Origin of the sequence: Gordonia amarae NBRC 15530 (assembly GCF_000241345.1) — a bacterium.
GTDB lineage: Bacteria > Actinomycetota > Actinomycetes > Mycobacteriales > Mycobacteriaceae > Gordonia > Gordonia amarae.
In genome coordinates this window covers 113,157-126,611 of the sequence record NZ_BAED01000063.1, presented here as the reverse complement: position 1 = coordinate 126,611, position 13,455 = coordinate 113,157, and the positions used below count along the sequence as shown (strand labels likewise).

Below are 13,455 nucleotides of genomic sequence, written 5' to 3'. Positions count from 1 at the left end.
TCGTCGCGTTGGGTAATCCCTCATGATGCGACATGACAATTTCCGATGCGAAGCCGACCGTCCCCGCTACAGTGCCGACGAACTCGCTGCCGACCTGCGCTGGTGGGCAGCGGCGAACTATCTCACCGCCGCACAGATCTACCTGCAGGACAATGCGCACCTCGAACGTCCGCTGGCAGCTGACGACATCAAGCCGCGTCTGCTGGGGCACTGGGGTACCGGACCGGGCCTGTCGGCGATCTATGCGGTGCTCAACAGGGTGATCCGCGAGACGGAATCATCGTGGATGTTCGTCACCGGACCCGGTCACGGCGGACCGTCCATTGTCGCGAATGTCTTTCTGGAAGGGACCTATTCGGAGATCTACCCGCAGGTGGGGCAGGACGCGGCGGGAATCACCGCACTGTGTCGCCGGTTCTCCACTCCCGGTGGGATTCCCAGCCACGTCAGTGTCGAGACGCCCGGCAGCATTCACGAAGGCGGCGAACTCGGCTATTCCCTGATCCATGCCGCCGGCGCCGCATTCGACAACCCGGATCTCATCGTGGCCTGTGTGATCGGGGACGGGGAGGCCGAGACCGGTCCACTCGCCGCATCGTGGCGCCTCCCGGCATTCCTCAACGCCGGCCGCGACGGCGCGGTGCTGCCGATCCTGCATCTGAACGACGCGAAGATCTCCGCACCCACCGTCATGGGACGTAGTTCCGACACCGCGATCGCCGACTTCCTCGGCGCGCAGGGCTGGGATCCCGTGTTCGTCGAGGGGGACGACCCGCCGACGGTGTTCACCGCACTCAAATCGGCGATCGACGTGTCGTACACAAAGATCCGGAAGAACCAGAACACCGATCAGCCTGTGCGTGACTGGCCCGCGATCGTCCTGCGCACCCCCAAGGGATGGACCGGCCCCGCCTACGTTGACGGCGTTCCGGTGGAGGGCACCCACCGTGCCCATCAGGTTCCGCTGCCGGAGGTGCGGGAGAACCCGGACCATCGCCGGCAGCTCGAGGAATGGCTGCGCGGATATCAGGCATCGCGCATCTTCGACGACGGCGGCGCTGTGCATCCCGACATCACAGCCCTGGCCCCGCGACCGGAGTTGCGGATGGGTGCCGGCGAGCACGCCAACGGCGGAAAACTCCTGCGGCCATTGCCACTTCCACCGCTCGCCGACTACACGGTCGATGTGCCCGATCCCGGGCGCCGGTGTCTGTCGAGTACTCAGGCGCTCGGGGAGTATCTGCGCGACCTTTACGCGCTCGACCGCACACCGGACTCCGGCGGACGATTCCGGCTCTTCTGCCCGGACGAAACCGCCAGTAACAAACTCGACGCGGTCTTCGAGACCACCGGACGGTGCTGGCAGCTCCCGATCCACGATGCCGACGACAACCTGTCGCCGAGCGGGCGGGTGATGGAGGTACTCAGCGAGCATCTCTGTCAGGGATGGCTTGAGGGATACCTGCTGTCCGGGCGGCACGGCATTTTTGCCAGCTATGAGGCCTTCGCGATGATCAGCGTGTCGATGCTGGTGCAGCACGTCAAGTGGCTCCAGCACGCGCAAAACCTGGCCTGGCGCGCGCCGGTGGCGTCGATGAACGTGCTGTTGACGTCGACGTGCTGGCGCAACGACCACAACGGCTTCTCGCACCAGGGCCCGGGCGTCCTCGATGCGGTGCTGCCGCTGGCACCCGGCGTGGTCAGGGTATGGCTACCGCCAGACGCCAACTCGTTGCTGACCGTCGCCGACCAGTGTTTACGCAGCCGCGACCACGTCAATGTGGTGATCGCCGACAAGCAGCCGCACCTGCAGTACATGTCGGAGGATCAGGCCCGCGAACAGGTCGCCGCGGGCGCGTCGACGTGGCCGTGGGCCGGCAACCAGACACCCGATCGAGAGCCGGATGTGGTGCTTGCCGCCGCCGGGGATATCCCGGCCCAGGAGGTCGTCGCCGCCGCGGAGATCCTGCGGGATCGTCTTCCGCAGTTGCGCTTCCGTGTGGTCAATGTCCTGGACCTGATGGCGCTGTTGCCGCCCGACACTCATCCGCATGGGCTCTCCGACGGCCGTTTCGCGGAGTTGTTCACCGCTGACCGTGACGTGGTCTTCGCCTTTCACGGTTACCCGCGGGCGGTGCATCAGCTTGTACACGGACGTCCTCGGCCCGATCGCTTCCACGTCCGCGGGTACACCGAACAGGGCACCACCACAACACCATTCGACATGGTCGTCCTCAACGGGATGAGCCGCTATCACCTGGTGACCGAGGTACTACGGTATGCGCCCGCACCGCTCGACGGTGTTGATGCCGTGGCCGATTACTGCCGTAACCAGCTCGAACGGCACCGCGAGCACATCCGCACATACTTCGACGACCTACCGGAGATCCGCGACTGGACCTTCGTGGATGCGGCACGATGAAAGGACGGAAGTCATGTTGGAACTGACTGATCCCGAACAAAAGATCCAGGCCGACGATGTTCGGCGAACGGCGGAGTTCTGGTCCGCGGCATTGGGTTTGAGTGTCAGTGAGGCAGGTGACGGTGCCGCCGCACTGTTCGATGAACGTCATACGGTGCGGATGACGGTGTACCCGGAACAGGTGGGACGGCAGACACTGTCGAAGGACACCCCGATCGAGTTGCGTGCCTACGACACCCAGGACGTGGTCGCCGCCGTCGAACGGCTGACCGCGCTCGGGGCGGGTCCGCTCGTGGGCGACTCGTATCCGGCGCACCCCGGTCACGCGAGCCTCACCGACCCCGCGGGCAACGTGGTATCCATCCGCAGCGCTTTGCCCGCAAAGCCCCAGTAGCGCAACGCCTCGCCGCTATCCAAGGAGATCACTTCTATGAGTACACAATTCGGCTACACCATGATGACAGAACAGGCCGGCCCGACCCAGCTCGTCGACGACGTCGTCGCCGCCGAATCGGTGGGATTCGACTTCGCCGTGTGCAGCGATCACTACTTTCCGTGGCTGGACGCCCAAGGGCATGCACCCTACGCGTGGTCGGTTCTCGGCGCTGCCGCATACGCGACCGAACGTATCGGGCTGATGTCGTACGTGACCTGCCCGACCACGCGGTATCACCCGGTGGTGGTGGCGCAGAAGGCCGCTACCGTGCAACTGCTCGCCGACGGGCGGTTCGCCCTCGGCCTGGGCAGCGGCGAGAATCTCAACGAACACGTGGCCGGCCGGGGATGGCCGTCGGTCAGGACCCGCCAGGACAAACTCGCCGAGGCGATCGCCATCATCCGGTCACTGCATTCGGGCGAGACGGTCACCGTCCACGGACGGCACTTCGATGTCGACAACGCCCGGCTCTGGGACCTGCCCGAATCGGGTGGAGTGCCGATCGGCGCCGCGGTGTCCGGTGACTGGGGCATCGCCGCGTTCGGCCCACTCGCAGACCATATGATCGCCACCGAACCACGACCCGAACTCGTGGACAGCTGGAACTCGCATCCACGGACCACCCGCATCGGCGATGATGCCCGTGCGATCGGGCAGATCCCCATCTGTTGGGATCGGGACCGGGACGACGCGATAGCCCGGGCGCACGAGCAGTTCCGCTGGTTCGGGCTCGGCTGGCCGGTCAATTCCGAGCTTCCGTCTCCCAGGGCCTTCGGCTCGGCCACCCGGAGCGTGACCCCCGACGACATCGCGCAGTCGGTAGCCTGCGGGCCCGATCTGGACCGGATCGTCGAATCTGTGAGCGCGTACTGGAAAGCGGGTTTCACCGATATCGCGCTCGTTCAGATCGGCGGGCGGAACCAGCAACAGTTCCTGAACGAGGTCGCCCCGGCCCTGCTGGGCAAACTTCGCTCCGCCGCACCCTAGGGGTTACGAAAACCCATGGCCGGCAGTGAGGTTCGGCTGGTGGAGCCCGATACGTCCGCTACTCGCGGCCCGAGGAGATCCAGGCCGGGTCGGCGACGATATTGCGACCCCCGACAACCAGGTCCGACACCGCGTCGAGTGCGGTGATCGCGGCATCGTCGAGGTTCAGTTCGACTGCCCCGGCATTCTCGAAAAGCCTTGATGTCGAGCGTGTTCCGGGAATAGGAACCACCGGCAACCCGGCCCGTCGGCCGGCCGCGTACAGCCAGGCGAGGGCGACCTGGGCGTTGGTGGCGCCGAAGCGGGCCGCGACGTCGGACACCACTGCGAGGGCGCGCTGATTGGCGTCCCAGTTCTCGCCGAATCGTGTGGTGGCACCACGCATATCGGTGGCCACCTGGTCGCGGGACAGGGTTCCGGTGAGGAAGCCGCGGCCCAGCGGAGAGTACGGTACAAACCCGACACCCAGTTCGGCGCAGGCGGGAACCACGTGCTTCTCGACGTCACGCGACCACAGACTCCACTCGCTCTGTACTGCCGCGATCGGGTGCACCGACTGCGCCGCGCGAAGTTCACCCGCGGTGACCTCGGACAGGCCGAGGTGGCGTACTTTCCCGGCCGCGACCATTTCGGCCATCGCGCCGACGGTCTCTTCGATGGGGACGTCGGGGTCGCGACGATGCATGTACCACAGGTCGATGACGTCGACGCCCAGACGGCGCAGCGACGCCTCGCATGCCTCACGCACGTACTCGGCATCGCCCCGGGTGCGCTTCGTCTCGGTGTGATCGACGGGTCCGATACGCCCGGTGATCCCGAATTTCGTTGCCAGAGTGACCTCGTCACGCCGGTCGGCGAGGAGCCGGCCTACCAGCTCTTCGTTGGTGCCCGCCGGTCCTGTGGCGCCGGCCGGGGGAGTGCCGTAGACGTCGGCGGTGTCGATGAAGGTGATGCCTTCGTCGACGGCGGCGTTCAGCACAGCCAGCGCCGATGCGTCGTCGGTGCCGCCGTACACGTGGGTCAGCGCCATTCCGCCGAATCCCAGGGCCGACGTCCGTAGTCCGTCGCCCAGTTCGATTGTTCTCATTGATGAGGCCTTCCCAGATGCTATTGGTGGGTGGGGTGCTATTGGTGGCTGGTGGCGGTCGGGGTCACGACGAGGACGACGCGGTGCCCGACATCTCCGGGCGGACCGTCGAGCGGCAGTCCGTACCGATCGGCGAGCGCGGCGAATTCGGATCCGGTCGGATCGGGCTCGATTCGTTCGACGACACCACGTACTTCGAGGTAGCGGTACGGCTGATCGGGGTCATTGACGGAGATGGCCACGCGCGGGTCACCGCTCACATTCCGGTACTTCTGGCGGGTGGTCGAAGTGGTGAACAGCAGGTGCTGTCCGTCCCAGGAGAACCACATCGGGTTGGCCTGCGGACTGCCGTCGGGCCGGATGGTGGCCAGGTGGGCATACAGCGGTCGGGTCAGTAGGTCGGTATGCGAGTCGGGAATCGTTGTCATAGAGGTACTTTGGGTGGTGGGGGCGGTCAGGTGGTTCGGCGTTGCTCGGTGCGCACGTCGGGATCGGAGACGGGGATCTCCCCGCAGTCAAGGCCGGCATCGATGAGTCGCCGGTAGTGGCCGATTTTGTCGTCGACGGCGGCCAGATCGTCGATGAGTTCGCGGATGCGGCTCTCGATCTCCTCACGGTGGTCCTGTAGCAGCCGCATCCGCCGGCCGTGGGTGCGGGCACCCTGCTGCACCATCGTCACGAAGTCGCGCATGTGCGCCACGGGCATTCCGGTGCGACGCAGACGGACAAGCAGTTCGATCATCCGGATCGTCGCGTCGTCGTAGCGCCGGACGCCGGCGGACGTGCGTGGTACCGGTGGGATCAGTCCTTCCGACTCGTACCAGCGCAGTGTGTCCCGGGTGAGTCCGGTACGGGCCGATACGTCGGCGATGGACAAGGCGTCATCAGTGGGCATGGGGCCACGGTAGGACTTCGAGTGCGCTCGAGGTCAACCACAGTGTCGAGAACTCTTGCTCGAACGGGCAGGTGGACCGACCGGAATCTCAGGTTCCGGCAAGCCGGTATGCACGTCTGCGGCTGGTCGGTGGTGCGGTTGCCACGACCACACCACGTGCTATCAAATTGCGCAAGTGGGGCCGCAATGTGCCTGGAGTTCGTTCGACCGCGACGGACAGATCCTGCACGGTCATGGTGACGTCGCCGGTGAGAGCTCCGACGATCGCACGTTCCACGGTCGACAGATCGTCTTGCCCGCCGGTGGTCCTGATGAGGCGATACGTGCCGCGCTCGAACTTCACCATGTTCGCACTCGCGAGTTCATCGAGCGCGTTCTGGGCATCGAGGGTGTCGATCGCCAGTTGCCGGCGCAGTTCGTCGACGGTTACTGATCCGAGGTGATGGATCAGCGCCAGCGCATTGTCGCCTATCGGCGTCCGGACGCGATTGTCCAGTGAATCCAGCCAGTCCCTGGTTTCGGGATTCAGCAGCCCGAAGCGGTCGAGGACAGCGACGAACTCGGCAGGAACTGAACTGAAACGTGGTGCGGGAAGACCATTTCGAGTCATCTCTCCGAGCATTCGGGGGATTCCCGATCCTGCGTTCTCGCCGACGGTCTCATCGCGATCGGTAAACGGAACGTCGGTCAGCAGTCGTGCGAGAACGGAATTTCGCGATCGCGATTGTCCGGCAAATATCGCATTGATGCTCTGACCGCCCCACAATCCGCCAGGGCTGTGAACTTCGAGGTGATCCGGGTACAACTCGACCCGAACCTGATCCCCGCGCGCCATGGGACTGTAGTCGCGGTGCATCACGGAGTTGGTTATCGCCTCACGACTCGCATCGATCGGAATCTCGGGGACGTTGCGTGCACCGGCACCGTGGGAAACCCTGCGCACCCGCAAGTTCCGCACCACGGCGGCTACGGCGTCATCGATCATGTCCGGAATCGAGCCCTCCAGAACGGAACGGTCGATCATGCGCTCATCCCCGACCACCACGTCTTTGGATCCGCCTGGGTAGGAGGCGAAGCTGATCATCAATTGTGGAAAGAACTGCTGTGGGAACGAACCCAACGCGAGAATCCCGCCGAGTGTTGGTGAGCCCGTTCCCCGGTCAATCGCCCCGATCCGTTCAAGTACGTGTCGGTCCGAGGATGTCCCATCCAGGGACCTGGGGCGGTTGGTCTTCAGCCGCGCTATGGTGCGATCGACGAGGTCCGTGTCAAGGTCTGCGATCGTTGCCTCTGGGACTGGTTCGCGGTCTGCTTCGCTGGGCACGGTGAGTACCGAGAGTTGGAAGACCGAGTACGTGTCCAGTCGATGGTCGCCGTCGGCCAGACGCATGTAGGTGCCGCGCTCCTTGCCCTGAGCGGTCATGAAGCAGGGCTTCTCCGCAGCCGAAAGCTCCTCGACCTCGGCAACCACGACCATTGCGCCGTCCACCTCAATCTGGTCGATAGTCATGGCGGGGGTGGGGGTCACCGGTCCGGGCGCTTCTTTGGAGCCACGCGGCCGTCCGGCATCCGATAACTGATTCAGTGCAGACTGTGCGTCAAAGCCTGGGGTGGGAGTGAACCCCGATCCTCTTGTCTGTTGCTCAGTGAGGATCGCTGGTCGGCTCAGTGTATTCACTGAACTCCTCACTGCATAGAGTGAGGGACTGTATCTATGTAGTGATGTAGTTGAACCTACAGTGAGAAATCGTGGCCCGCCCCATGGTGCTCGATCGGCCGAAGGGTGGGGGTGGATGCACCGGCGTCAATTGCTGATTCCGGCGACAAGTCGCTGTGATACCTGACGACGTCTGAGGGGAGTGGCGGTATCGGAGCTTGGTCGCGCTATCGTGGGCGGTATTACCGTAAGGTCAACCGTAGGAGATGCCTTGTCCGAACGATCGCTGAACGGCCGCACCATACTGATGTCCGGGGGTAGCCGGGGGATCGGCCTGGCCATCGCACTGCGCGCCGCCGCCGACGGTGCGAACGTGGTGATGCTGGCCAAGACGGGCGAGCCGCACCCGAAGCTGACCGGCACTGTGTACACGGCCGCTCAGGAGGTCGAGGACGCGGGCGGCAAGGCGCTCCCTGTGGTCGGCGACGTGCGTGAGGAAGCCGACGTGCAGCGCGCCGTCGACGCGGCCGTCGAGACCTTCGGCGGCATCGACATCGTCATTAACAACGCCTCGGCCATCGACACCTCGCCGACCCGCGAACTGCAGATGAAGCGCTACGACCTGATGCAGTCCATCAACACGCGCGGCACCTTCCTGCTGTCCAAGACGGCGATCCCGCACCTGGAACGGGGCACCAACCCGCACATTCTCACCCTGTCGCCGCCGATCGACCTCGACCCGAAATGGGTTGGCCCGCACACCGGTTACACCCTGTCCAAGTACGGGATGAGCCTGTGCACGATCGGCCTGGCCGCCGAACTCGCCGACGCCGGTATCGCCGCCAACTCGCTGTGGCCGCGCACCCCGATCGTCACCGCCGCAATCCTCAACCGGGGCGGCGCGGACAGGGCCGCCACGGCGCGCACGCCCGAGATCATGTCCGACGCCGCGCACGCCATCCTCACCCGCGACTCCCGCACCTGCACGGGCAATTTCTTCCTCGATGACTCGGTACTGATCGAGGAGAGCGTCACCGACTTCGCGCAGTACCGCACCGCCGAACGCGAAGAGGATCTGCGGCTGGACATGTACGTCTCCGGACGGGTGGTCACCTCGTGAGCGGAATCGACACCGGCACAGAAGAATTGCTGCTCGATGTCACCGACGGCGTCGCCACGATCACCCTGAACCGGCCCGACGCCAAGAACGCCGTCACCCCCAGGATGCTCGACACGCTCATCGACGTCCTCGCCGATCTCGAGGAGAACACCGACGTGCGGGCCATCGTGCTCACCGGTGCGGGCAAGGCCTTCTGTGCCGGCGGCGACGTGAAGGCATTCGCCGAACGCGGCGGCGACGTACCGGTCGGTGACGGCGGAGTCCAGGAATGGTTCGACAATCGCACCCGCAGGCAGGTCGGCGTCGTCGGGAAGCTGCGGTCGATGAACACCCCGTCGATCGCGGCACTGCCCGGAGCCACCGCCGGCGCCGGGCTCGGCCTCGCACTGGCCTGCGACCTGCGCATCGGCGGCCCGTCGACGCTGCTGACCACCGCATTCATCAAGATCGGCCTGCCCGGCGACTTCGGTGTCGCCTGGCAACTGCGCGATCTGATCGGGGCCGGGCCCGCGACCCGGCTGCTGCTGCTGTCCGACCGCGTCGGCGCCGACGAAGCACTGAACCTCGGTCTGCTCACCTGGCTCGTCCCCGACGACGAGGTCCGGTCCACCGCCCACGACATCGCCGGCCGCCTCGCCGCATCGTCGGCGCAGGCCATCGGCGCGATGAAAGCCAACCTGCGCGACGCCCGGCACCTGGACTTCGAGGCCGCGATGGACGCCGAACTCGTCCGCTACCGGGCGTGCGCCGACGGCGACGAACACAAGGCAGCGGTCCGCGCCTTCGCCGACCGCAGCCGCCGCCCCTGACTTACGCGGCTCCGGGTTTGAGGACGATGAACAGTCCGCTCGCCTCGACACAGAGCCGGTCACCGTCCCGGATCTCACCGGTCACGTAGCGCTTACGGCCCTCCTCGCGGTCGAATCGGAGGGTCACGGTGAGGTCGGTGTCGATCGGCGTGACACTGCGGTAGTCGATGTGCAGGTTCGCGGTGCGGGCAATGGCGCGGCCGTGGGCATTGGCGAATCGGCCGAAGGCATCGTCGAACATGAGAGGGATCGCGCCGCCGTGCGCGGCGCCGTTGCCGCCGAGAAACTGGCGGCCGAAGCGGACGGTACCGCGTGACTCGTGCTCGGTTTCGGAGTTGATGTGCACCACCGGGATCAGGGTCTGCCCTCGCCCGGGAACGGGCAGTCGCCCCGACAATTGTGACCATTCGTCGGTTTCGGACTGCTTGAGTACCTCGATCAGTTCGGCGACCAACCGTGACGCCGTACGGGTCTGTTCGGCGTCGGGAGCGGCCGCGGTCATCGCGTCCTGAAGGGTCCGGAACTGCTCTACGAAGTCGGCATACCCGTCGGGAATGGTGACCGGCGCCGGCTTGTCCCACCAGTTGGGTATGTGCGTGGGCAGTGGGTCCATGGTTGCGATGCGCTCCTACTTCGGTGACGACAACCTCTCACGGTATCGGCCGCTGTTGCGAAGCCTCTTGGCGGTACGCGCGTGGCGGCGGCTACAGCGGCGACCTGTGCGGTTGCGGGGGGAGCGCAGCAGTGGCAACGTGCAGGGCACGCCTCGTCGGCGCGCCACGCCCCGTGCTCCGTGTGTCGAGTGTGTTCGTGCATCGAAGTGCGTCGTGTGTCGTCCGCGGGTCGTCTGTGTGCTGTGAGTAGGGAACAGCAGGGAGCTGACAGAGCGGAAAGGACTGCATCGATATGACCATTTCCAGTGCGACACGACCGGTCGACGTGTACCGGACCCGTCTCGGGGAACGGAGCCAGATCGAGCCACGGCCCCATCCCGTGGTGTGGGGTAAGGCGCCTGCGCCCGGCCCGCTGACCGGACCGGAACTGGCCGCCTACGACGCCCGGGGCTATCACGCGCAGCAGGACGTACTCAGCGACAACGATATCGCCGAGTCCTCGCATGATGCGCGGCGGATCGCCGACGAACTCGGTGACGACGACCGCGTCATCCGCGAACCGTCCAACGGTGACGTGCGATCGCTGTTCGCGGCGCATGAACTGAGCACGGTGGTGGCCGAGATCTGCGCTCGTGAGGACATCGTCGGGGTGGCCCGGCAGATCCTCGACGACGACGTGTACATCCACCAGAGCCGCATCAATTTCAAACCCGGATTCTCCGGTGGACCGTTCTATTGGCATTCGGATTTCGAGACCTGGCACGCCGAGGACGGGATGCCCGCTCCGCGGGCGCTGAGCGTGTCGCTGGCGCTGACACCGAACACCCCGGCGAACGGGCCGCTGATGATCATCCCCGGCTCGCACCGGCAGTTCGTGAGCTGTGTCGGCGCCACCCCCGATGCCTACCACCGCGAATCGCTGGTGTCGTACCGGCCGCCGTTCGGCACCCCGGACGAGGCGGACGTCACCGAACTTGCCGACGACAGCGGCATCGACTCCATCACCGGTCCGGCCGGTTCGGCGGTGTTCTTCGATTCGAACTGCATGCACGCGTCGTCGGGCAATATCAGCCCCTACCCGCGCAGCAATCTGTTCGTGGTGTTCAACGCCGTGTCCAATGCGCTGGTCGCGCCGTTCGCCGCCGCCACGCCGCGCCCGGAGTATCTCGCCCACCGCGCATCCTGAAACCGGCTGCGGGTCAGCGCAGTTCCCGAAGGATCCGTGCCAGCGCCCGCGGCTGGTCGCTCTGCACCGAGTGTCCGGCCCCAGGAACCGTGTGCACGGCGGGAATGCTTGCGTGGGAACGGAACTCGTCGATGTCGTCGTCGGCGACGAACACCGAGTCGCCACCCCGGACCAGGGTGATGGGGCAGCGTGCCCGCGCCACCTCGTCCCAGAGGGGCAGGAAGCCACCCATCCCGGTCAGTGCGTCGTACCGCCACTGGTAGCCGCCTTGTCCGGCGGGTCTGCTGTTGTGGATGACGCCGCGCCGGATGGATTCGATGCTCCGGTGTGGAGCCAAAGCCGCTGTCGCGGAGACCATGTCGTCGAGGCTGTCGAAGTGCCGTGGTCCGGCGGGCAGCGCTGTGGTGCCCCGCTGTGCGGTGGACATGGCCTGATGCCGGGCATAGACGCTCGGTGTGACGTCGACGATTACCGCGTGCCGCACCAGCTGCGGGCGCAGGCCGAGAAGTCCGATGGTGGTGAGTCCGCCCAGCGACATCCCGACCACCGCCCGCGCGGACGGTGCGAGAGCATCGATGACCGCAGCGATCGTCTCGGCATTGCGCCGTGGCGCGTAGTCGCGGTCGCCGCGCCACGACGAGTGGCCGTGCCCGGGCAGGTCGATGGCCACCGCCGGCGCGCCGAGGGCAAGCAGCATGCTGTCCCAGGTGTGGGCGTTCTGCGCGCCGCCGTGCAGGAACACGAACTCGGGCTCGGCTACGCCCCAGACGATCGCGGACACCGAGTGTTCGCCGACCCGGGTGGTGACGCGTTCGACGTGTGGAATCGATGTCGCGTCCAGGCCCAGCTCCGCCGCGTTCGAGGTCAAGAGAGCGAATTCGTCTGTGCCGGGATTCTCGGGCAAGGTGTCCACCGCCGAAATCCTAGTGGTGGTCGTGCGTAGTCGGCGAGAACGTGCATTTACTAGGATGTTCAAGTAAAAGTGGATTCAGTGTGGAAGGGAGCCCCAGTGGCTGATTCGGAGACTGCCGCGACCGGGCACGGGACGCCCGACAATCAGGCGTCGGTGCTGGTGACGGTCGATACGCCGGGAACCGAGGGGGGTGGCAGCGTCGGGACGATCACCCTCAACCGGCCGAAGGCCATCAACGCACTGGACCACGAGATGGCGCTCGCGATGGAGCAGGCACTGCTGGGGTGGGCCGTAGACGGGGAGATCAGCGCCGCGATCGTGCGGGGTGCGGGCGAGCGTGGCCTGTGCGCGGGCGGCGACATCGTCGCCATCCACCGGGACGCGGCCGTGCTCAGCGTGGGCGGCAAGTCCGACGCCGATGCGGCGGCATCACCCTCGGCGGCGTTCTGGCGTGACGAGTACCGGCTCAACACGCTCATCTCGCGCTACCGGAAGCCGTATGTGGCGATCATGGACGGCATCGTGATGGGCGGCGGCGTCGGCATCTCCGCGCACGGCAACATCCGTGTGGTCACCGACCACACCAAGCTTGGCATGCCGGAGGTGGGCATCGGCTTCATCCCCGACGTCGGCGGCACCCATCTGCTGTCGAAGGTGCCCGACGAACTCGGCACCTACGTCGCGCTGACCGCCGGCACCATCCGGGCCGCCGACGCCATCGCCATCGGGCTGGCCGATCACTACATTCCCGCCGACGGTGTGGCCGCAGCCCTGCAGTGGTGGCAGCCGGGCGAGGCATTCCCCGGCGCCGACCCCGGCGAGTCTGCGCTGGCCGAACAGCGCGGCTGGATCCGCGAGGCGTTCGCCGGTGATTCGGTGGCCGACATCATCGCCCGGTGCCGGGCGCTCGGTACCGAGGAGGCCACCAAGGCCGCCGGCATCATCGAGGCGAAGAGCCCACTGGCCGCGGCGGTGACGCTGCGCGCGCTGCGTGAGGCAGCGCCCCGGCAGGACCTGGCCGAGTCGCTGCGCGTGGAATACCGGCTGGCGCTGCGGTCGCTGCTCAACCCCGACATGGCCGAAGGCATCCGGGCGCAGGTCATCGACAAGGACCGCAATCCCACCTGGCGGCACAGCGATCACGCCGCGGTCACCGCGGAGGAGGTCGACGCCTTCTTCGCGCCGCTGCCGGTGGAACTGGAACTGCCGATCGAGGCGTGGATCGCGCCCGGCGCATAGCCCGCGCCCTACTGCCACCCGATCACGACCCGCCGCGATCCTGCCCGCCCGGCCGCAGCACACTGGGCTTCAACAGCAACCGGGCGTCAA

At 66.3% G+C, this 13,455-nt stretch carries 13 protein-coding genes; 7 read left to right on the top strand and 6 right to left on the bottom strand.

All coding sequences use genetic code 11. The features are described from left to right. Positions 1 to 22: 22 nt before the first annotated feature. From GOAMR_RS19065 to GOAMR_RS19055, 3 genes are read left to right on the top strand one after another with little or no spacing between them, the layout of a single operon-like run. Positions 23 to 2,422 carry a phosphoketolase family protein gene (locus tag GOAMR_RS19065; RefSeq protein WP_005191707.1) on the top strand — a complete coding sequence of 800 codons (2,400 nt, stop codon included), beginning with the start codon at positions 23 to 25 and terminating at the stop codon, positions 2,420 to 2,422. Positions 2,423 to 2,435: 13 nt separating this feature from the next. Further along, positions 2,436 to 2,816, top strand: a complete 381-nt coding sequence (locus GOAMR_RS19060; RefSeq protein ID WP_005191704.1) for a VOC family protein — start codon at positions 2,436 to 2,438, stop codon at positions 2,814 to 2,816. Between the two features lie 36 nt (positions 2,817 to 2,852). Beyond that, positions 2,853 to 3,845 carry a TIGR03557 family F420-dependent LLM class oxidoreductase gene (locus tag GOAMR_RS19055; RefSeq protein ID WP_005191702.1) on the top strand — a complete coding sequence of 331 codons (993 nt, stop codon included), beginning with the start codon at positions 2,853 to 2,855 and terminating at the stop codon, positions 3,843 to 3,845. A 58-nt stretch (positions 3,846 to 3,903) separates the two neighbouring features. Here GOAMR_RS19055 and GOAMR_RS19050 read toward each other — a convergent pair whose 3' ends face one another. The 4 genes from GOAMR_RS19050 to GOAMR_RS19035 form a co-directional block, all read right to left on the bottom strand. Next, complete coding sequence (locus tag GOAMR_RS19050; protein ID WP_005191698.1) at positions 3,904 to 4,932, bottom strand: aldo/keto reductase; 1,029 nt, start codon at positions 4,930 to 4,932, stop codon at positions 3,904 to 3,906. Positions 4,933 to 4,970: 38 nt separating this feature from the next. Next, the gene (locus GOAMR_RS19045) at positions 4,971 to 5,360 is read right to left on the bottom strand and encodes a PPOX class F420-dependent oxidoreductase (RefSeq protein WP_005191696.1); all 390 of its coding nucleotides are present in this window, start codon (positions 5,358 to 5,360) and stop codon (positions 4,971 to 4,973) included. A gap of 26 nt (positions 5,361 to 5,386) precedes the next feature. Further along, entirely contained in the window at positions 5,387 to 5,827 is a 441-nt protein-coding gene (locus GOAMR_RS19040) for a MerR family transcriptional regulator (protein WP_040515827.1), read from the bottom strand. Positions 5,828 to 5,915: 88 nt separating this feature from the next. Continuing rightward, positions 5,916 to 7,337, bottom strand: coding sequence for an ATP-binding protein (locus GOAMR_RS19035; protein ID WP_040515826.1), 1,422 nt, complete (start codon positions 7,335 to 7,337; stop codon positions 5,916 to 5,918). Positions 7,338 to 7,755: 418 nt separating this feature from the next. On the opposite strand from GOAMR_RS19035, the gene GOAMR_RS19030 reads away from it, so the two are divergent. Both GOAMR_RS19030 and GOAMR_RS19025 read left to right on the top strand, forming a co-directional pair. Continuing rightward, positions 7,756 to 8,604: an SDR family oxidoreductase gene (locus GOAMR_RS19030; protein ID WP_005191688.1), complete on the top strand. Its 849-nt coding sequence runs from the start codon at positions 7,756 to 7,758 to the stop codon at positions 8,602 to 8,604. Further along, entirely contained in the window at positions 8,601 to 9,413 is an 813-nt protein-coding gene (locus GOAMR_RS19025) for an enoyl-CoA hydratase-related protein (RefSeq protein WP_005191685.1), read from the top strand. Before GOAMR_RS19030 ends, GOAMR_RS19025 begins: the two co-directional genes overlap by 4 nt. A gap of 1 nt (position 9,414) precedes the next feature. Here the strand turns inward: GOAMR_RS19025 and GOAMR_RS19020 are convergent, their stop codons facing one another. Continuing rightward, a complete protein-coding gene (locus tag GOAMR_RS19020) occupies positions 9,415 to 10,026 on the bottom strand; it encodes a PaaI family thioesterase (RefSeq protein WP_005191681.1) in 612 nt (203 codons plus the stop codon). A gap of 293 nt (positions 10,027 to 10,319) precedes the next feature. On the opposite strand from GOAMR_RS19020, the gene thpD reads away from it, so the two are divergent. Continuing rightward, the gene (gene thpD, locus GOAMR_RS19015) at positions 10,320 to 11,213 is read left to right on the top strand and encodes an ectoine hydroxylase (protein ID WP_005191678.1); all 894 of its coding nucleotides are present in this window, start codon (positions 10,320 to 10,322) and stop codon (positions 11,211 to 11,213) included. Between the two features lie 13 nt (positions 11,214 to 11,226). On the opposite strand, the gene GOAMR_RS19010 is transcribed toward thpD, so the two are convergent. Beyond that, positions 11,227 to 12,126, bottom strand: a complete 900-nt coding sequence (locus GOAMR_RS19010) for an alpha/beta fold hydrolase (protein ID WP_005191675.1) — start codon at positions 12,124 to 12,126, stop codon at positions 11,227 to 11,229. A gap of 156 nt (positions 12,127 to 12,282) precedes the next feature. Between GOAMR_RS19010 and GOAMR_RS19005 the strand changes: the two genes are divergently transcribed. Continuing rightward, positions 12,283 to 13,365, top strand: coding sequence for a 3-hydroxyisobutyryl-CoA hydrolase (locus GOAMR_RS19005; protein WP_050942808.1), 1,083 nt, complete (start codon positions 12,283 to 12,285; stop codon positions 13,363 to 13,365). Positions 13,366 to 13,455 lie beyond the last annotated feature (90 nt).